The sequence below is a fragment of the Qipengyuania thermophila genome (assembly GCF_004153605.1).
In the GTDB taxonomy this organism is placed as follows: Bacteria; Pseudomonadota; Alphaproteobacteria; order Sphingomonadales; family Sphingomonadaceae; genus Qipengyuania_B; species Qipengyuania_B thermophila.
The window spans coordinates 425474-443169 of sequence record NZ_SDSI01000001.1 but is presented as its reverse complement, the minus strand read 5'-3'; the positions used below and the strand labels follow the sequence as shown (position 1 = coordinate 443169).

The 17696-nt window shown below is 71.1% G+C and carries 18 protein-coding genes; 5 read left to right on the top strand and 13 right to left on the bottom strand.

The window, feature by feature from the left end:
- Positions 1-7: 7 nt before the first annotated feature.
- Positions 8-1228: a polyhydroxyalkanoate depolymerase gene (locus ETO60_RS02120; protein WP_130002277.1), complete on the bottom strand. Its 1221-nt coding sequence runs from the start codon at positions 1226-1228 to the stop codon at positions 8-10.
- Between the two features lie 189 nt (positions 1229-1417).
- Between ETO60_RS02120 and ETO60_RS02115 the strand changes: the two genes are divergently transcribed.
- The 3 genes from ETO60_RS02115 to ETO60_RS02105 all read left to right on the top strand — a co-directional run bounded on the left by ETO60_RS02115 (position 1418) and on the right by ETO60_RS02105 (position 4537).
- Positions 1418-3280: an ABC transporter transmembrane domain-containing protein gene (locus ETO60_RS02115; protein ID WP_130002276.1), complete on the top strand. Its 1863-nt coding sequence runs from the start codon at positions 1418-1420 to the stop codon at positions 3278-3280.
- A 44-nt stretch (positions 3281-3324) separates the two neighbouring features.
- A complete protein-coding gene (locus tag ETO60_RS02110) occupies positions 3325-4137 on the top strand; it encodes an undecaprenyl-diphosphate phosphatase (protein ID WP_130002275.1) in 813 nt (270 codons plus the stop codon).
- A 121-nt stretch (positions 4138-4258) separates the two neighbouring features.
- Complete coding sequence (locus tag ETO60_RS02105) at positions 4259-4537, top strand: hypothetical protein (RefSeq protein ID WP_130002274.1); 279 nt, start codon at positions 4259-4261, stop codon at positions 4535-4537.
- 103 nt (positions 4538-4640) lie between these two features.
- Here the strand turns inward: ETO60_RS02105 and phhA are convergent, their stop codons facing one another.
- A complete protein-coding gene (gene phhA / locus ETO60_RS02100; RefSeq protein WP_130003008.1) occupies positions 4641-5531 on the bottom strand; it encodes a phenylalanine 4-monooxygenase in 891 nt (296 codons plus the stop codon).
- A 133-nt stretch (positions 5532-5664) separates the two neighbouring features.
- Here phhA and ppk2 point away from each other — a divergent pair, with 133 nt between their 5' ends.
- Positions 5665-6450, top strand: a complete 786-nt coding sequence (gene ppk2, locus ETO60_RS02095; protein ID WP_199798812.1) for a polyphosphate kinase 2 — start codon at positions 5665-5667, stop codon at positions 6448-6450.
- On the opposite strand, the gene ETO60_RS02090 is transcribed toward ppk2, so the two are convergent.
- Positions 6435-7310 (bottom strand): FAS1-like dehydratase domain-containing protein, encoded by an 876-nt coding sequence (locus ETO60_RS02090; protein ID WP_130002273.1) that lies wholly within the window; start codon positions 7308-7310, stop codon positions 6435-6437. The genes ppk2 and ETO60_RS02090 overlap by 16 nt on opposite strands.
- Positions 7311-7316: 6 nt before the next feature.
- Complete coding sequence (locus tag ETO60_RS02085; RefSeq protein WP_130002272.1) at positions 7317-7658, bottom strand: hypothetical protein; 342 nt, start codon at positions 7656-7658, stop codon at positions 7317-7319.
- A 304-nt stretch (positions 7659-7962) separates the two neighbouring features.
- Between ETO60_RS02085 and asd the strand changes: the two genes are divergently transcribed.
- Complete coding sequence (gene asd / locus ETO60_RS02080) at positions 7963-8859, top strand: archaetidylserine decarboxylase (RefSeq protein ID WP_130002271.1); 897 nt, start codon at positions 7963-7965, stop codon at positions 8857-8859.
- Here asd and ribA read toward each other — a convergent pair.
- From ribA to ETO60_RS02035, 9 genes are all read right to left on the bottom strand, one after another.
- Positions 8819-9889 carry a GTP cyclohydrolase II gene (gene ribA / locus ETO60_RS02075; RefSeq protein ID WP_234026267.1) on the bottom strand — a complete coding sequence of 357 codons (1071 nt, stop codon included), beginning with the start codon at positions 9887-9889 and terminating at the stop codon, positions 8819-8821. The two genes, asd and ribA, sit on opposite strands and share 41 nt — an antisense overlap.
- Complete coding sequence (locus tag ETO60_RS02070) at positions 9886-10674, bottom strand: exodeoxyribonuclease III (RefSeq protein WP_130002270.1); 789 nt, start codon at positions 10672-10674, stop codon at positions 9886-9888. Before ETO60_RS02070 ends, ribA begins: the two co-directional genes overlap by 4 nt.
- A gap of 276 nt (positions 10675-10950) precedes the next feature.
- On the bottom strand, positions 10951-11610 hold the full coding sequence (locus ETO60_RS02065; protein ID WP_130003002.1) for a LolA family protein: 660 nt from the start codon (positions 11608-11610) through the stop codon (positions 10951-10953).
- Between the two features lie 83 nt (positions 11611-11693).
- Positions 11694-11861 carry a 50S ribosomal protein L33 gene (rpmG, locus tag ETO60_RS02060; protein WP_034961594.1) on the bottom strand — a complete coding sequence of 56 codons (168 nt, stop codon included), beginning with the start codon at positions 11859-11861 and terminating at the stop codon, positions 11694-11696.
- A gap of 168 nt (positions 11862-12029) precedes the next feature.
- Complete coding sequence (gene arfB, locus ETO60_RS02055) at positions 12030-12440, bottom strand: alternative ribosome rescue aminoacyl-tRNA hydrolase ArfB (RefSeq protein WP_130002269.1); 411 nt, start codon at positions 12438-12440, stop codon at positions 12030-12032.
- The gene (locus ETO60_RS02050; protein ID WP_130002267.1) at positions 12437-13102 is read right to left on the bottom strand and encodes an RluA family pseudouridine synthase; all 666 of its coding nucleotides are present in this window, start codon (positions 13100-13102) and stop codon (positions 12437-12439) included. Before ETO60_RS02050 ends, arfB begins: the two co-directional genes overlap by 4 nt.
- Positions 13099-14934 carry an aminodeoxychorismate synthase component I gene (pabB, locus tag ETO60_RS02045; RefSeq protein ID WP_130002266.1) on the bottom strand — a complete coding sequence of 612 codons (1836 nt, stop codon included), beginning with the start codon at positions 14932-14934 and terminating at the stop codon, positions 13099-13101. The genes ETO60_RS02050 and pabB overlap by 4 nt, the downstream gene beginning before the upstream one ends.
- Positions 14935-15078: 144 nt before the next feature.
- Complete coding sequence (locus ETO60_RS02040) at positions 15079-15564, bottom strand: EF-hand domain-containing protein (protein ID WP_130002265.1); 486 nt, start codon at positions 15562-15564, stop codon at positions 15079-15081.
- A 190-nt stretch (positions 15565-15754) separates the two neighbouring features.
- A complete protein-coding gene (locus ETO60_RS02035) occupies positions 15755-17584 on the bottom strand; it encodes an aminopeptidase P family protein (RefSeq protein WP_130002263.1) in 1830 nt (609 codons plus the stop codon).
- Between the last annotated feature and the right edge of the window lie 112 nt (positions 17585-17696).

The window sequence follows — 17696 nt, the reverse complement described above, 5'->3', positions numbered from 1 at the left end:
CTGTTCTTCAGCTGTGGGCGGCGATCCACTCCTCGACAACGGGCGCGATGCGGGTGCGCCAGCGGCTGCCGTTGAAGATGCCGTAGTGGCCCGCGCCTTCCGCCATGAAGTACCGCTTGGAGGCGACGGGCAGGGAGGTGGCGAGATCGAGCGCGGCGCGCGTCTGGCCCAGACCGGAAATGTCGTCGCGCTCCCCCTCGATCGCGAGCAGCGCCGTCTGCGTGATCGCGGCCGGGTCGACGACCTCGCCGCGATGGGTGAAGACGCCGCGCGGCAGAGAGTGCTTCTGGAACACCTCCTCGACGGTCTGGAGGTAGAACTCGGCCGTCATGTCGCAGACGCTGCGGTATTCTTCGTAGAAGTCCTTGGTCGCCTGGGCGCTGGCGTGGTCGCCGACGGTGAGATGCTTGAACATCTCGTAGTGGCTCATCAGGTGGTTGCCCAGATTCATGCTCATGAACCCGGCGAGTTGCAGGAAGCCGGGATAGACGCGCCGGCCCGCACCGGGATAGCGCGCCGGAACCGTGGCGATGACGTTCTGCCGGAACCAGCTGATCGGGCGCTCCATCGCAAGGGTGTTGACCGATGTCGGCGAGCGGCGGGTGTCGATCGGCCCGCCCATCATGGTGAGCGTCCGCGGCGTCGCGGGATGCTGCGCCCGGTTCATGATGGCGGTCGCCGCGAGCGCCGGCACGGACGGCTGGCACACCGCCATCATGTGCGCGCCCGGTCCCACCACGCCGAGAAAGTCGATCAGATAGTCGATGTAGTCGTCGAGGTCGAACCGCCCGGCGCCAAGCGGCACCGTGCGCGCGTCCGCCCAGTCGGTGATGAACACATGGGTGCTGTGCACCATGCGCTCGACCGTTCCGCGCAGCAGGGTGGCGAAATGCCCGCTCATCGGCGCGACGATCAGCAGGCGCGGCGCATCCTCGGGCAGACCGTCGCGGCGAAAGGCGCGCAGCGAGCCAAACGGGCGCTCCGTCACGACCGCCTCGTGCACGTCGTGCGCCTGTCCCGCGACCTCGACGCTCCGGATGCCGAAGGCGGGCTTGCCGCGCGGCGCGGCGGCGTGGGCGAACACCTGCAGCGCGGACGCGGCAACAGGGCCGATGCCGGTGTAGCCCAGCGGGTTGGCGGGGTTCGACAGCATCTCGGCGCCGATGCTTGCCCAGGCGCTCGCGCTGTCGAGCCAGGTCCGCTGGAGTTCGTAAGCGTCGTAAAGCATGGCCGCTCCCCGTGTTGTCGTTTTCGCGCGCCGCCCCGCCGGGGCCGCAGCAGTGCAGATGCTGCAAGATGGCGGCGGGGGCGGTCGGTTGCAATGCGGGATTTTTCCCGCGGGCAGCGGGGCGCCGCGGCTGTGCGGGACGATGCCTTGCTGATGGCAAAGCGGCGCCGGCCCGGCTATGGGCGGACCATGACCGCGCACGATCCCGCCCGCGGCGCCGCTGCCTTCCCGGTGGATGAGGACGCTGCGCCGCAGTCTGCTCCCGACGCCCCCGACACGCCCGTTGCAGCCGCGCCGCCGGTCCGCTCGCTCGGCCCGCTGCGGATGATCTGGGATGCCGCCCGGCGCTACCCGGACAAGGTGGCGCTGGCGCTGACCGCGCTCGTGATCACCGCCGGGGCGACGCTCGCCATCCCGGCCGGGTTCAAGCTCATCATCGACCGCGGCTTCGCGGCCGGGGGCGATCCGGCGGACATCGGCCGCTGGTTCCGCTATCTCCTCGGCATCGTCGTGGTGCTCGGCATCGGCACGGCCATGCGCTTCTACTTCGTCAGCTGGCTGGGCGAGCGGGTGGTCGCGGACGTCCGCCTCAAGGTGCAGGCCAACCTGCTGCGCCTCGCCCCGTCCTTCTACGAGGAGAACAGCCCGCGCGAGATCGCCAGCCGGATGACCGCCGACACGGCCATCATCGAACAGGTGGTCGGCACCACCATCTCGGTCGCGCTGCGCAACGCGCTGATGGGCGTGGGCGGCACGGTGTACCTGTTCTACCTGATGCCGCGGCTCACGCTTGCCCTGCTGTTCGGGCTGGCGGTGCTGCTGCCGCTGGTGGTTGTCGCCGGGCGGCGCCTGCGCAACGTCTCGCGCTCCAGCCAAGACCGCGTGGCCACGGTCGGGGCGCTCGTGTCCGAGACGCTCGCGGCGATGAAGGTCGTGCAGGCCTTCAACCAGGAGGCGCGCGAGGCCCGCCGTTTCCGGGACGCGGTGGAGGACACCTTCGCCGTGGCGCGGCGCAGGATTGCCATCCGCGCGGCAATGACCGCGCTCATCATCGTGGCCGTGTTCGGGGCGATCACCCTTGTGATGTGGCGCGGTGCGCTCGCGGTCGCCGGGGGCGAGGTCACCGGTGGCACCATCGCCGCCTTCGTCATCACCGGAGGGCTGGTGGCCGGCGCCTTCAGCGCGCTGACGGAGGTGTTCGGCGACCTGCTGCGCGGAGCGGGCGCCGCCGCCCGGCTGAGCGAGCTGCTGGCGGAGCGGCCCGCCATCGCCCCGCCCACCCGTCCGCAGCGCCTGCCCGAACCGCCGCGGGGCAGCCTGTCGTTCCGGCAGGTCACGTTCCGCTACCCGACCCGGCCGGACCTGCCGGCGATCAGCGACTTCAGCCTCGAGATCGAACCGGGCGAGACGGTCGCCATCGTCGGCCCGTCGGGCGCGGGCAAGTCCACCATCTTCCAGCTGGCCGAGCGGTTCTACGATCCGCAGAGCGGGACCATCCGGCTCGACGGCGTTCCGCTGACGCAGGCCGACCCTGCGGCGATCCGCCAGCGCATGGCTCTGGTCCCGCAGGAGGGCGTGCTGTTCTCGGCCAACGCCCGCGACAACCTGCGCTATGGCCGCTGGAGCGCCAGCGACGAGGAGATCTGGGCGGCGGCGCAGGCGGCCAACGCCGAGGGGTTCCTGCGGGATCTGCCCGAAGGGCTCGACACCTATCTCGGTGAGGACGGCACCCGCCTGTCCGGCGGCCAGCAGCAGCGCATCGCCATCGCACGGGCCATCCTGCGCGATGCGCCCATCCTGCTGCTGGACGAGGCGACCAGCGCGCTCGACGCCGAATCGGAGCGGCTGGTGCAGCAGGCGCTCGACCGGCTGATGAAGGGGCGCACGACACTGGTCATTGCGCACCGGCTGTCCACCGTGAGGGCGGCCGACCGGATCGTGGTGATGGAGAACGGCCGCATCGTCGAACGCGGCACGCACGACGAACTGAGCCGCCAGGGCGGCCTCTACGCCCACCTCGCCGCGCTGCAGTTCGGACAGCAGGCCGCCTAAACCGTTTGACTTCGCGAGGCGCGGCTGGCTTGGCCACGCGGGACATGGATACCACCCTCACCGCCTTCCTCCTCGGCATTCTCGAAGGGCTGACCGAGTTTCTGCCGGTCTCCTCGACAGGGCACCTCATCCTGGCGACCGAATTCTTCGGCTACGACCCGGCGCAGTGGGCACAGTTCAACATCGTCATCCAGCTTGGCGCCATCCTGGCGGTCGTGGTCGCCTACCGCAGCACCTTCTGGTCGATGGGCGCCGGCCTCCTCCGCCGCGACGCGACGGCGTGGCGCTTTGCCCGCAACATCGTGCTGGGCTTCCTGCCAGCGGCGGTGATCGGGCTCGTCGTCAAGGACGCCATCGACTACATGCTGGAGACGCCCCTCGTCGTGGCGGTCGCGCTGATCGTCGGCGGAGTGGCGATCCTGCTGGTCGAGCGTCTGATCAAGCCGAGCTACGAGACCGGCGTCGCCGATCTCCCGTGGACGGTCGCGATCGGCATCGGCTTCATGCAGTGCCTGGCGATGATCCCCGGCACCAGCCGGTCGGCGGCCAGCATCCTCGGTGCCCTGACGCTCGGGGTGGGGCGCAAGACCGCGGCCGAATTCTCCTTCTTCCTCGCCGTTCCGACGATGCTCGGCGCGGCCGTGGTGAAGATCGTGTCGGAGCCCGAGGGACTGCTCAGCGGCAATACGCTGATCGGCTGGGAAGAGATCGCGATCGGCTTCGTGACCAGCTTCGTCGTGGCGCTGATCGTGATCCGCGCCTTCGTGGCCTACATCACCCGGCACGGGTTCAGCCCGTTCGCCTATTACCGCATCGTGCTCGGAAGCGTCGCGCTCCTCTGGCTGCTCGCCCGCTGAGCAAGCGGACCCGGCGCGCAGCCCACCCGCCGGTCGGCGCGCGGCCGGGCGAGCAACAATTCTGTTCCTGAGCAGCAGCTTTGTTGCTAGGCCCGTCTCTCCACCAGAGGGGAAAAACGACATGAAGACCATGATCAAGTCGGCCGTGCTGGCCGCGACGGCGTCCGTGGCGCTGGCGGCCTGCGAAGGGCCGAACGAGAACGCCATGGAAGCGCAGGGCGAGCAGCAGGCCGAGATCGTGAACGAACGCGCCGAACAGCTCGAGGCGCAGGGCGCGATCACCGACGCGCAGGAAGACGCGATCACGGATCGTGCGGAAGACCGCGCCGACGCCATGGAAGCGCAGGGCGAAGCCATGGATCAGGCCGCCGGGACGACCACCACGACCACGGTCCGCTGAGCGCGGAGACGCGTATGATGGCGGCGCTCCTGAGCGGGCGCCGCCATTTTTCTGCCCATCGGCTTCCCGGTGTGGCTGCGGGCGCGACGGACGCGCGCGGGTCTCAGACCGGCTGGGCGCCGCTGCCGCGGCCGCCGCGCAGCAGATACTCCTGCGTGCCGCGATGCACCACGTTGTCGAGGTCGAGCACGGCCGAATTGGCGTAGGTGAAGGCGGGAGGCAGCGACTGGTACAGCCGTTCGAAGTCGCGCTCGACCGTCTGCCGGAACAGATCCTCGAAGCTTTCGATGACGAAGTAGGTCGGCTGAAGGTCGCTGATGACGTAATCGGTCCGCATCACCCGGTCGACATTCAGCATGATCCGGTTCGGGCTCTGCCCTTCCACCGCGAACACCACCTCCGTCGGTCCCGACAGGATGCCGGCCCCGTAGGCCTTGATCCCGTCCGGCTCCTGGATGAGGCCGAACTCGACCGTGTACCAGTAGAGCGCGCCCAAAGCCTTGAGCCGGTTGTGCCGCATCGCCTTCCACCCGGCGCGCCCGTATTCCTGCATGTAGTCCGCAAACACCGGGTCGGTGAGCAGCGGCACATGGCCGAACACGTCGTGGAAGACGTCCGGCTCCTGGATGTAGTCGAACGTCTCGCGGGTGCGGATGAAGTTTCCGGCTGGGAAGCGCCGGTTCGCGAGGTGCCAGAAGAACACGTGGTCGGGGATCAGCATCGGCACCGGCACCACCGACCAGCCGGTGAGCGCCCCCAGTTCCTCGCTCAGCTGGCGGAAGTCCGGCACGCCGCCGCGGCCAAGGTCCAGCTTCTCCAGCCCGCGCAGGAAGGCCGACGCCGCCCGCCCGGGCAGCACGTCCATCTGCCGGGCGAAAAGGTCGTCCCAGATGGCGTGATCCTCGGCGGAATAGCGGGTCTGCTCAGGCTCCAGCCAGTCCTCGCCGACATGCGCGGGCCGTTGCAGCGGCGCGGTGAACACCGTCCCGTCCATGTCGGGCAGGCGCGAGAAATCCTGCGGTCGTTCCTGCTGAAGCGTGGCCATCGGCGCTGTCCTCTCTTGCGCGGCGGCGGGGCCGCGTGCTGTTCTGCGGGTCGCCCGGAGTGTAGCACCGCGCGGGGGGCAAGTGGAAGAACCGCAACTGAAACGCCGCGACTACGAGACGCATCTTGCTCCGCTGGAGCAGGAGCTTGTCGCCATGGCGCGCTGGGTCAAGGCGACCGGGCAGCGCGTCTGCATCCTGTTCGAAGGGCGCGACGCGGCCGGCAAGGGAGGTGCCATCGGCGCGATCAGCCGCCGCCTCAATCCGCGCCAGTGCCACGTGGTCGCCCTGCCGGCGCCGACCGAGCGCGAGCGGGGCCAATGGTCCTTCCAGCGTTACGTGCCGCATCTTCCCGCCCGGGGCGAAATCGTCCTGTTCGACCGGTCGTGGTACAACCGGGCCGGGGTGGAGCGGGTGATGGGGTATGCCGCGCCGCAGGAGGTCGAGGAGTTCCTTGCCGCGGCACCCGTGTTCGAGAAGATGCTGGTCGATGACGGAATGCTGCTGTTCAAGTACTGGCTCACCACCGATCAGCGGCAACAGGAGCAGCGGCTGGCGGAACGGCTGGCCGACCCGCTCAAGCGCTGGAAGCTGTCGCCGGTCGATCTCGCCGCGCGGCGCCTGTACCATGCCTACACCGAGGCCCGCGAGGCGATGCTGCGCGCCACGCACACTCCGCACGCGCCGTGGACGCTGGTCGATTTCAACGACCAGCGACGCGGGCGGCTCACGCTGATCCGCGATCTGCTCGACCGGCTTCCGGACACCCGGGTCGCCGAGGAGGACATCGTCCTGCCGCCCCTTGAGGAGCCGCCGCAGCGCGAAACGTTCGGCGTGGTGAAGCCGCTGCCCGGCTACCCTTTGCCCTGAGCCCGGCGGGCGGAGGCGTCCACCACGACGCGCCCGTCCTGCGCCACCGCCCTCAGCGTCAGGATCGCGCCTTCGTCCGCAAGCGCGAGGTGGAGCGCATCGCCGCAGATGGCGGGACTGCGCGCCTGGAAGGTGAACTCGCTCAGCGCGTTGTCGCCGCAATGGTCCGCCGCCAGCTGGAGCAGCAGCGAGGCGAGCAGCGGCCCGTGCACGACCAGCCCGCGATAGCGCTCCACCTCGCGCGCGTAGGGCGCGTCATAGTGGATGCGGTGGGTGTTGAAGGTGAGGGCCGAGTAGCGGAACAGCAGCCGCTCGTCGGGGACCAGCGTGCGGTGGCGCGTCCAGCCTTCCGGCGCGAACGGCTCCGCCGTCGGGGGCGGCGGCGGAGCGAGCGGCGCGTCCCTTGGCGCGGCCGGGCGAAAGACCAGCGTCTGCACTTCGTGCACGCGCACGGCTGCGCCGGACTCGGTCACATGCTCGATCTCGGCGAAGACGAGCAGGCCGCTGCGCCCGCTCTTTTCGGTGATGTTGAGGATGCGGCTGGTGCGGGTGACGGCCGCTTCGCGTTCCAGCGGCGCGTGAAAGGTGATCCGACTGCCCGCCCACATGCGCCGCTCCAGCGGCACCGGCGGCAGGAAACTGCCGCCCTCGCGGCTGCGGTCCGGATGCCCGTCCTCGCCCAGCTCGCGTGTGGGTGCATCCGGAGGGCACAGGCAGAAATGCAGCCCCTGCGGCAGCCATGAACCGGCAACGGGCGGACGGTCGAACGTGGCGAGCCACCGCGCCAGCAGCGATTCCGTGGCCTGGTCCGAGGATCGCTGAACCGGCCCGATCCAGTTGCGCCAGCGTGACGCCGTCACGCAGGATCAGCGCGGCGTGGCGGGTGCGGCGGGCGAGGGCGTCGCGGCGGCGCCGGCCGGGGCCGCTGGCGACGCGCCGGGGGTGGCGGGCGGCGCCTGGTCGGCGATGTCCGGGCCGAGCGTGCCCGCGCCTCCTTCGGCATCGCTGGCGATGACGTCGGCGGCCGGAACATCGGTGCCGGCGGCCGGATCGGCCACCGGTTCCTCCGCCACGTTGGCGAGCGGCTCGTCGGCCGGGATCTCCACCGTGTCCGCCTGCGCTTCGGCGGACGCGTTCTCGAACTCGCCGCAGGCAGCAAGGGTCAGCGCCAGCGGCGCGAGGGCAAGCAGGGCATGGCGAGGCTGCATCGCGTGATCTCCGTTGAACGCTGCGCAGATAGACGCTGGCCGCCGGCCGCGCAATCGGGTGGTCTCCTTGGCGCTTGACCCGGCGGCGCCTTGCTGTCTTGAACATCCCCATGAGGGCAGACCAATCCGTGTCCGGTCCCGGCCGCCCCACGAGACGGCAGGTCGCGGGCAGGGCGGCGCCGGGACGGGCACGGCGCTTCTGCCCGCAATGCGGCGCGCTGCGCTCCGGTGTCGGGCTGCAGGCGGCGAGCGGCCGCGGCTCCTGCGCCTGCGACCCGCCGCCGCCGGGCGGGACGAGGGGCTGATGTCGCTGTTCGTCTGGCTCCAGCACGTCGCGCCGCAGCGCGCACTCACCCGCATCGCCGGCCGCTTCGCCGCCAGCAGCAACGCGCGTGTGCGCCATCAGCTCATCCGCCGCTTCATCCGCGCCTACGACGTCGACATGGAGGAGGCGGAGCGGGGCATGGAGGATTACCGGTCCTTCAACGACTTCTTCACGCGCGCGCTGAAGCCGGGCGCCCGCCCGCTGGCGGACCCGGCGCGGTTCGTGCTCAGCCCGGCCGACGGGGCGGTGAGCCAGCTTGGCCGCATCACCGGGGGCCGCATCCTTCAGGCGAAAGGACGGGAGTTCACCGCCGCCGAACTGCTCGGCGGCGATGCGGACGCTGCGCGCCGCTTCGCCGGCGGGGAGTTCGCCACCATCTATCTCAGCCCGCGCGACTACCACCGCGTGCACATGCCGGTGAGCGGAACCCTGCGCTGGACCCGGCACGTGCCGGGGCGGCTGTTTTCCGTGAACACGGCGACCGCGCGGGGCGTGCGCGGCCTGTTCGCGCGCAACGAGCGGCTCGTCTGCGTGTTCGACACCGACCTGGGCAGCGTGGCGGTGGTCATGGTCGGCGCCATGATCGTCGCCAGCATCAAGACGGTGTGGGGCGGGCTGGCGCGCGGGGGCGATGGCAAGCCGCTGACGCGGCATTATCCCGCATTGGGCCCCGACAGCGTCCGGCTGGAGGCGGGGGCGGAAATGGGACGTTTCCTCCTTGGCTCGACCGTCGTGCTCCTGTTCGAGCCGGGACGGATCCGCTGGCGGGACGAACTTGGCGAACTGTCGGTGCTCAGGATGGGCGAGGCGATCGGCGAACGGCTCGACGCCGCCGTCAGCCCAGCAGATGACCCGCCCGGTCGCGCTTCGTCCTGAGGTAGCGCAGGTTGTGCGCGTTGCTGCCCGTCTGGTGCGGAACGCGTTCCTCGACGGTGATGCCGGCCTCCGTCAGCGCCGCGACCTTGGCCGGATTGTTGGTCAGGAGGCGGACCGCGCGCACCTCCATCAGGCGCAGCATGGCCGCCGCGGTGGCGAAATCGCGTGATTCGTCCGGCAGGCCGAGTCGCTCGTTGGCATCCACGGTGTCGAAGCCCTGATCCTGAAGGCGGTAGGCGCGCAGCTTGTTGACGAGACCGATGCCGCGTCCTTCCTGCCGCAGGTAGAGCAGAATGCCCCAGCGCCCTTCGTCCGCCTCCGCCGCCATCCGGTCGAGCGCGTGATCGAGCTGGGGTCCGCAGTCGCATTTCAGCGAGCCGAACACGTCGCCGGTCAGGCACTCCGAGTGGAGCCGGACGAGCGGCACCGTGTCGGCCGACTGCCGCCCCACGATCAGCGCGGCATGCTCGCGCAGGTCGTCCGGCTTGCGGAAGACGAGCAACTCGGCCTCGGCGGCGCGGGCCAGCGGCAGGCGGGCGCGGGTGGCGATCAGCAGCCGCTGCGGATCGGACCAGGCGTCCAGATCGGCAAGGCTGGCGCACACCGGCTCGTCACCCGGTTCGGGTGCGACCAGAAAGGCGGGCAGCACGCCGGCCCGGCGGGCAAGCTCGAGCGCGGCAACGGCCTCGTCCGGCCAGTCGAGCGGCATGGCCCGGAACGGGCCGCGCAGCGGATCGAGCAGGTCGCGCGCGGGATCGGCGACGCTGCGCGCGCTGGCGAGGTCAAACGGCTCAGCCCCCCGGATCAGCACCGGCTGGCGCGGATCGGCCGCCTCCTTCTGGTTGGCAAGCTTCAGGGTCACGGCGCGGCCGGCGGACAGGAGCAGGGTCGGCGCCTTGACTGCGGGAGCGGAGGCTGTTTCCACCGGCAGCAGCTGCGGTCCGCCCCCGAGCCGCACCGGCCAGCCGTGGCGCACGGCGTCGATCGCCTGCGCCGCGCGCCGTGCGGAAGGCGCGCCCGGCCCGGTCACAGCGCGAACGCCGTGATCAACGGCACATGGTCGGAAGGCTGCGGCCAGTCCCGCGCCTCCTCGAGGACACGGTGGCCCGTCGCCTGCGCTGCGAGCTGCGGACTGGCCCACATGTGGTCGAGCCGGCGGCCCCGGTCGCTCCTGCGCCAGTCGAGCGCCCGGTAGCTCCACCAGCTGTAGTAGCGCTCAGGCGCGGGCACGTGCTGGCGGCCGAGATCGGCCCAGCCATGCGCGTCCATGAATCTGGTCAGCGCCTCCACCTCGACCGGGGTGTGGCTCACGACGCCGAGCAACTGCTTGTGGCTCCACACGTCGCACTCCAGCGGGGCGACGTTGAAGTCGCCGACGATCAGCGTCGGCCGGTCGATCCGGTCGGCCCAGCGCGCCATGCGGTCGAGGAAGTCGAGCTTCTGGCCGAACTTGGGATTGCGCGCGCGGTCCGGCAGATCGCCGCCTGCCGGAACGTAGACATTCTCCACCACCAGCCCGGACGGCGCGACCTCCACGCCGACATGGCGTGCCTCGCCATTGTCCTGCCAGTCGTGGCGCGACACCTCGCGCAGGGGATGGCGGCTGATCGTGGCGACGCCATGGTAGCCTTTCTGGCCGTGGACGACGGCATGGGGGTAGCCGAGCGCCGCCAGCGCCTCGTACGGGAACTGGTGCGCCTGGCACTTGATCTCCTGCAGGCACAGGATGTCGGGCGCCTGTTCGCGCAGGAAACGCTCCACCAGCGGCAGACGGAGACGCACGGAATTGATGTTCCAGGTGGCGACCGACAGCATCGCCCGGCTCTAGGCGGGGCTGCGCAGCGCGGCAAGGCGATCGCGGTTTTCCCGGCCCGACACGTTATGGACCCCCGTCCCGGGGGCGGTGGGACGGGGGTCCATGTTCAGCGTTCGTCACGCTTGCAGCGAGACGGTGCTGCTGCAGTCGGGGCAACAGGGGGGAACCCGTCAACTGCGACCGTCTCGCCGGCTTTCCGACTACTCCAGAAACCCTTGCTGACAACTGAATACCGGCAGATTTCCGCGCATTTGCGACGGGCCGAGGCGTGGAGCTTACGAGCCGCGCGCGGCGCCTCGCCTCGGGTCGCGGAAGGTGAAGGTGCTGTCGGCAATCGCCATGCCGAAGCGCTGGTTCGACAGCCGCACCGTCGTGCGGTTGTTCTGCGCGTCGAGCGCGACCCAGTGAGTCAAACGCAGTCCACCCGGCGCTGCCGCATCGCGCACGAAGATGAGGGTGATGACGCCGAATTCGGGCCGGCGCGGGTCGCGCACCTCGATCGACAGGACATTGGGGTTGCCGGTGTCCACCGCCCGTCCATAGCGCGACACGTCGCGGCTGGGATCGAGCAGCGCGCCCAGCGGCGAATTGCTGATCGGCCAGCGCTGCACCTGCGCGACATCATAGTCGACCATGTAGAGCGACTGGCCATTCGACACCACGAGCATGTTCGTGCCGGGTGCGTACTCGAAGCGGATCTTGCCCGGCCGCTTGAGCGACAGCACGCCGCGCAGCGTCTGGCCGCTGCGGTCCGTCTGCGTGAAGTCGGCGCGCATGGTCGAGATGGCCCGCAGCGCCGCCGCGGCCTCGTTCACCGGGTTCGCCGTCTGGGCGGTGGCCGGTGCGGGCAGCAGCACATGCGCCGCCGGAACAGCGACCGCGAGAGCGGCGGCCAGCGGCAGAACCCGCGACGTGTTCAGGAAGTGCGTCGTCATCATGCGCCGATGACTAGGGCGGGGGCATTGAACAGCGAGTGAACCCGGACGCACGCCCGCGTTCAGCCCGCGCCCGCACGATGTCACTTGATCTTGGCTTCCTTGAACTCGACGTGCTTGCGCACGACCGGATCGTATTTGCGGAAGGTCATCTTCTCGGTGATGTTGCGCGGGTTCTTCTTGGTGACGTAGAAGAATCCGGTGTCGGCCGTGGAGACGAGACGGATCTTGACGGTTGCGGGCTTCGCCATGGCTCTATCCTGAAGGCTGGGGCGCGTGGCCCAGACGAACAGGCGACGCAAACCGCGCCGCCGGATTGGCGCGCGCTTTGGTGCATTTGGGGCGGGGAGTCAAGGGAGCGGCGGGCCACACGGGCGACACGGGGCCGGGAGCGGCGCAGCCGGGGCGGGGCCCAAGTGTCACCACTCGACCTTCCCCCGCCCTGCCTTCACCGCACCGCGGGCCTTCTTGCCGGCCAGCCGTTTCGTCTTGCCCACCCGGTTGAGGCGCGATTTGGCACGCCGGGTGGGCCGGCGCTGCGCTTCCTCGAGGAGAGCCGCCAGCTTGGCGCGCGCCTCTGTCCGGTTCGCCTCCTGCGTGCGGTGGGCGCTCGCGGTCACGAGGATGTCTCCGCTGCCGGTCATCCGGTGGCCGGCAATCGCCCGCAGCCGGGCGAAGACGGGCGGCGCGAGCCGGAGATCGTAGGCGCTGACCCGCAACTGCACGCTGGTCGCGACCTTGTTGGCGTTCTGCCCGCCGGGCCCCGATCCGGCCAGGAACACCTCCTCCGCCAGCCTGAGGGCGCGGGCGATCAGGGCATCGTCGCTCATCCGGACTCGGCAAAGCCGAACCGGGCGAAGTCGGGCGGCCATGGAGCCTTCGCCTCGATCCCGGGCTTGCCCGCCCTCGGCAGCGCCAGCTGTTCGGCGTGAAGCATCGTCCGTCCGGTGCGCGGATCGGGCGCGCCGTAGACCGGATCGCCCAGCAGGGGCAGGCCGAGCCCTTCCGCCGCGTGGACCCGGATCTGGTGCGTGCGTCCGGTCACCGGCCGAAAGCGCACCAGCGACAGGCCGCCGGCCGTCGCCAGCCGCTCCCAGTGGGTGAGCGCCGGCTTGCCCCTGCGGGCCGCGATCATGCGCCAGCCCTTGCCGGCGCTGCTGATCTTGGCGAGAGCGAGTGCGATCGTCCCCTCCTCACCGGCAAGCGTGCCTGCAAGGATGCCCACATAGGTCTTGTCCACCCGTCGCTCCGCGAAGGCGCGGGCAAACCGGGCGAGCGCCCGCGGATGACGTGCGAGCAGCAGGCATCCGGACGTGTCGGTGTCCAGCCGGTGCACGGGGACGGGCGCGCGCGCGAAGCCGAGCCGAAGGGCATCGTAATGGTCTTCAAGGGCGGCGCCGCCCCGGCGCGGCCGTTCGATCGGCAAGCCGCCGGGTTTGTCGATGACCAGCGCCTCGGCATCCTCGAACAGGATCGGCGGATGCGGGGTCACGGCTGAAGCCGCGCCGGCACAAGGCCGCGGACCGCATTGCCGACAAAGAACCCGTTCGCCAGATCGGCCGGCCGGACCACGCCTTCGCGAGCCTTGCCGCTGTCGAGCAGCGAACGGCGCAGCACGCCCGGCAGCAGGCCGAGCGCCAGCGGCGGGGTGACGAGCCGTCCCGCGCCGTCGGGCACGAACACGCTGGTGATCGCGCCTTCCGTCACTTCGCCGCCGGGTGCGACGAGCAGAGCCTCCTGCGCCCCGGCCGACGCTGCGGCCGCGCTTGCCTCGTCGTAGAAGTGGCGGTCGCTCGTCTTGTGGCGCAGGCGCCAGTCGCCCGGATCGACCGGAAGCGGCAGCAGGATGCAGCCGGCCGGCTCCGGCCATGCGGCGGGCAGGGGGCGCGTCTCGACCGCCACCTTGCCGCTGCGCGAAAGGCGAAGGCGCACCACGGATGGGCGCTCGATGCGGAAGCACGCCGCCTGCACGAGGTTGCGGATCTCGTGCAGGTCGATGGCGGCGCCCAGTTCCCGGGCGCTCGCCTCGAGCCGCTGCAGGTGCAGCGCGAGCAGCTCGATGCGGCCCGTCCCGTCGGCGCGCATCGTCTCCAGAAGATCGAAGCGGGCCACGCCCGTTTCAGGGCCGCCGGCGCGCACGAAGGCGCCCTTGGTCAGGCATTCGCGCCATTCGGTCATCGGGTCGCTGTCAGCGACGATGGCGGAGCCGACGCCGAGCACGGCCGTGCCGCGCGCGTTCTCGACCGGCGTGAGGCGCAGCGTCCGGATGGCCACGTTCCACGCCATGTCGCCACCGGCCTCCCAGCGGCCGATCGCCCCGCAATAGGGACCGCGGGGCGCGCTCTCGACATCGGCGAGGAGTTCGATGGCCCGCATCTTCGGCGCGCCGGTGATCGAGCCGGACGGGAACAGCGCTTTCAGCACGTCCAGCCCCGTGACGCCGTCGGCAAGCATCGCCGTCACCTCCGTCACCATCTGGTGAACGGTGGGGAAACTCTCGATGCGGAACGGCTCGGCCACCTGCACGCTGCCCGGCTGCGCGATGCGCGCCAGATCGTTGCGCATCAGATCGACGATCATCAGGTTCTCGGCCCGGTCCTTGGCCGAGCCGGCGAGCGCCTCGCGCAGCGCCCGGTCGTGCGCCGCGTCGGCGCCGCGTGGCCGCGTGCCCTTCATCGGCCGCGCCGTCAGCGTGCCGGATGTGAGCGCCACGAACAGTTCCGGCGAGAAGGACAGCAGCCAGTGGCCGCCGTCGTGGATCAGCGCGCCGTGCCCTGCTCCGGCAAGCGGGCGCAAGGCCGCGTACAGCGCCACCGGATCGCCCTCGTACCCGCCTTCGAGCGCGAAGGTGAGGTTCGCCTGGTAGATGTCGCCGTCGGCGATCGCCCGCTGGAGGCGCGCCACCTGTGCGGCGTAGGTGCCGGGGCCGACCGCCGGGTCCAGCGGACCGATGCCGGGTGCCCGCACCGCTGCGTCGCTGCGGGCGGCGAGACGCGCGGCAACATCCGCGCCCTTGATGGTTTCGCACCGGTCGAAACGGGCCAGCCAGACGAGCGGCCCGGCACTCCCGCTGCGCCCGGCGACGAGAGGGGCCAGCCGCGGCTCCAGCGCCAGCCCGGCTTCATAGGCAAGACAGCCCGCCAGCGTTCCGCCCCGCGACTGCAGGGCGTCCTGAGCCGCGGCGAGAACGGGGCCGACATCCGCGGGGCGCCGGGCGACGAAGACCTCCGCCGGATGCTCATAGAGCCGTGCCTCCGCCGCCGGATCATCGCGCGCGTCGTCGAGCAGGACGAAGGGAGCTGTCTCGGCCACGGCTCCCGCCATAAAGCGGGGCGGGGAATTTGGAAGAGGGTGCGGAGCCGGATCGCGCCCGGCGTGCGGGCGCGTTCGCGGCAGACGGGAACCAGGGGGCGCGGCCGTCGGAGCGCGGGCGAAGGCACGCGCCGCGCCTGCGCCCTACCGGCCCGTTCAGTTGCCGCTGCGCCGCTCCGTGCGGAACGCCTCGCGGACGGCGCGGCGCTCGTCCGCGCTCACCGTGCCGTCGCGGTTTGCGTCGGCGCGGTCGAAGCGGGCGGTGGCCGCGGCCACGAACTGTTCGCGGGTCAGGCCCGTCGCGCCCTCGCGCTGCGCCCAGCGGCCGCGCGGACCGGCGCCGGCGCGCCGGTCGCCGCCGCGCTGCGCACGCTGCGCGGCAGCGGCATCCCATTCGGCCCGGCTGACGACGCCGTCCCCGTTGGTGTCGAGACGCGCGAACATCTGCTGCCGGCGCGTCTCCATGTCGCGGGCATCGACAACGCCATCGCCATTCGCATCCAGTGCGGCGAACGCACGCTCGGCCTGCGCAATCGCGGCCTCCCGGGTCTGCGGCGCGCGCTCGGCCGGCTGTGCGGCGGCGACGGTGCTGGCGGCGGCGGCAAGTGAGCCAGCGGCAAGGAAGAAGGTGAAGCGGTGCATAGGGGTTATCCTGTTTCGCCGGACGCACGGGCGCCGCGGACTGAGAACGGATGGGCGCCTGGCCGGCCGTGGGCCGCTGCGCCCGCGAAAGGTCAATCTGGACGCCCGCGCCTTGCGAGTCGCTGAACCGCATCGACAGCCGGCCGCAAGCCCGTGCCGGCGGGCCGTTCTCCCCCGACCGCCGTCGCTTTCAGAGCGGCGCGCACTGCTCCTCGAGCCAGGCCAGCACGTCCCCGTCGAGCTGCGGCCCAATGCGGCGGAGCACCTGTGCGTGATAGTCGTCGAGCCAGGTCCGTTCGGCCTCGCTGAGCAGGCCGGGCTCGACGAGCCGCCGGTCGATGGGGGCGAAGGTCAGCGTCTCGAAGCCCAGGAATCCCGTTTCCGCACCCGGCAGGGCACGCGGCTCCACCAGCACGAGGTTCTCGATCCGGATGCCCCATGCGCCTTCCTTGTAGAAGCCCGGTTCGTTCGACAGGATCATGCCCGCATGCAGCGGATGCGCCGTGCCGGCCTGGCCTCCTTGCGGCTTGGCGATCCGCGCCGGACCCTCGTGCACGCACAGGAAGCTGCCGACGCCGTGGCCGGTGCCGTGCGCGTAGTCGAGGCCCGCGGCCCACAGGTGCTGGCGCGCGAGCACGTCGAGCTGCCCGCCGCTCGTCCCTTCGGGGAAGACGGCGGCGGCAAGGGCGATGTGCCCCTTGAGCACGCGGGTGAAGCGGTCGCGCATCTCGGCCGTGGGTGCCGTCCCTTCCAGCGTGTCGATCCACACCGTGCGGGTGATGTCGGTGGTGCCGTCGCGATACTGACCGCCGGAATCGACCAGATAGAGGCTCCCCGGCTCGAGCAGGCGGTTTGTCTCCTCCGTCGCGCGGTAATGCACCACCGCGCCGTTCGGCCCCGCGCCCGATATCGTGTCGAAGGAGGTGTCGACCAGCAGTCCGGTGTCTTCGCGGAAGGCGTGCAGCCGTGCCGCCGCGGACAGCTCGTCGACCTCGCCGCGGGGCGCGGTGACACTGAGCCAGTGCAGGAAGCGCGCCACCGCCGCGCCGTCGCGGACCTGTGCGGCGCGATGGCCGTCCTGCTCCACCCGGTTCTTGATCGCCTTTGGCAGCACGGTCGGGTCGGTCGCGGCCACAACGGTCGCTCCGGCGCTCTCCAGCGCCTGGGTGATCGCGGCGACCGAGCGTTCCGGATCCACCCGCACACGCTTCCCGCCGAGTGCCCCCAGCGCCGGCACGAAGGCGTCGCGATCGTGAAGGCGGACGGCATTGCCGAGATGGGCCGCGAGGTCGGGGGTCTGCTTTTCGGCCGCAAGGAACAGGTCGGCCGTGCCGTCCGCGTGCGCCAGCGCGAAGGCCAGGGCCAGCGGAGAGTGCGCGACGTCCGTGCCGCGGATGTTGAAGAGCCAGGCGACGCTGTCCAGCGCCGCGATGACCGCCGAATCTTCCCCCGCCGTGCTCAGCGCGTCGGCAATCCGGGCGCGCTTGGACGCGCTGTCCTCGCCCGCGTCGGCATGGGCGTGCAGCATGACCGGAGCGGCGGACCGCAGGGGCTGGTCGGGCCAGATCGCATCGACGGGATTGTCGTCGACCGCGACGGCGACGCCGCCCCTGCCGCGCAGCGCATCCGTCAGCGTGCGCACGAACGCGGCGGTGTGCAGCCACGGGTCGTAGCCGATCCGCGCCCCGTCCGGCGCGTGGTCTGCCAGCCACTGCGCCACAGAGGACTGAGGCACCCCGACATGTTCGTAGAGGGCGGCGGGAACCTGATCGCGGACCTGCAGCGTGTAACGGCCGTCGACGAACACGGCCGCCCCGCGCCCCTCGTAGCCGCGCGAGAGCACCACCGCGCTGCCGGCCGAGCCGCCAAAGCCCGTCAGCCAGGCCAGCCTCTGCGCGTAGTCGCCCACATACTCGCTCATGTGTTCGTCGCTGATCGGCACCACGAATCCGTCGAGGCCGCGCGCGACGAGTTCCTCGCGCAGGGCGCTCAGGCGGGCTTCGAGGGTATGCTGGAGCATGAGGCGGGTTCCTTGCGCTGCGGACGGACGGGCTTGCCGGCGGTCCGCGGGCACCATAGGACGACGCTGCCCGTCTTTCCACCCGCGCCACCGCGCCACCAGCAGGAGAACG

Excerpts from the sequence above, each read along its gene's own strand:
- ETO60_RS02120 (WP_130002277.1), bottom strand. The coding sequence starts at position 1,228 with ATGCTTTACGACGCTTACGAACTCCAGCGGACCTGGCTCGACAGCGCG.
- ETO60_RS02115 (WP_130002276.1), top strand. The coding sequence starts at position 1,418 with ATGACCGCGCACGATCCCGCCCGCGGCGCCGCTGCCTTCCCGGTGGAT.
- ETO60_RS02110 (WP_130002275.1), top strand. The coding sequence starts at position 3,325 with ATGGATACCACCCTCACCGCCTTCCTCCTCGGCATTCTCGAAGGGCTG.
- ETO60_RS02105 (WP_130002274.1), top strand. The coding sequence starts at position 4,259 with ATGAAGACCATGATCAAGTCGGCCGTGCTGGCCGCGACGGCGTCCGTG.
- phhA (WP_130003008.1), bottom strand. The coding sequence starts at position 5,531 with ATGGACGGGACGGTGTTCACCGCGCCGCTGCAACGGCCCGCGCATGTC.
- ETO60_RS02085 (WP_130002272.1), bottom strand. The coding sequence starts at position 7,658 with ATGCAGCCTCGCCATGCCCTGCTTGCCCTCGCGCCGCTGGCGCTGACC.
- asd (WP_130002271.1), top strand. The coding sequence starts at position 7,963 with ATGTCGCTGTTCGTCTGGCTCCAGCACGTCGCGCCGCAGCGCGCACTC.
- ETO60_RS02070 (WP_130002270.1), bottom strand. The coding sequence starts at position 10,674 with ATGCTGTCGGTCGCCACCTGGAACATCAATTCCGTGCGTCTCCGTCTG.
- ETO60_RS02065 (WP_130003002.1), bottom strand. The coding sequence starts at position 11,610 with ATGACGACGCACTTCCTGAACACGTCGCGGGTTCTGCCGCTGGCCGCC.
- rpmG (WP_034961594.1), bottom strand. The coding sequence starts at position 11,861 with ATGGCGAAGCCCGCAACCGTCAAGATCCGTCTCGTCTCCACGGCCGAC.
- arfB (WP_130002269.1), bottom strand. The coding sequence starts at position 12,440 with ATGAGCGACGATGCCCTGATCGCCCGCGCCCTCAGGCTGGCGGAGGAG.
- pabB (WP_130002266.1), bottom strand. The coding sequence starts at position 14,934 with ATGGCGGGAGCCGTGGCCGAGACAGCTCCCTTCGTCCTGCTCGACGAC.
- ETO60_RS02040 (WP_130002265.1), bottom strand. The coding sequence starts at position 15,564 with ATGCACCGCTTCACCTTCTTCCTTGCCGCTGGCTCACTTGCCGCCGCC.
- ETO60_RS02035 (WP_130002263.1), bottom strand. The coding sequence starts at position 17,584 with ATGCTCCAGCATACCCTCGAAGCCCGCCTGAGCGCCCTGCGCGAGGAA.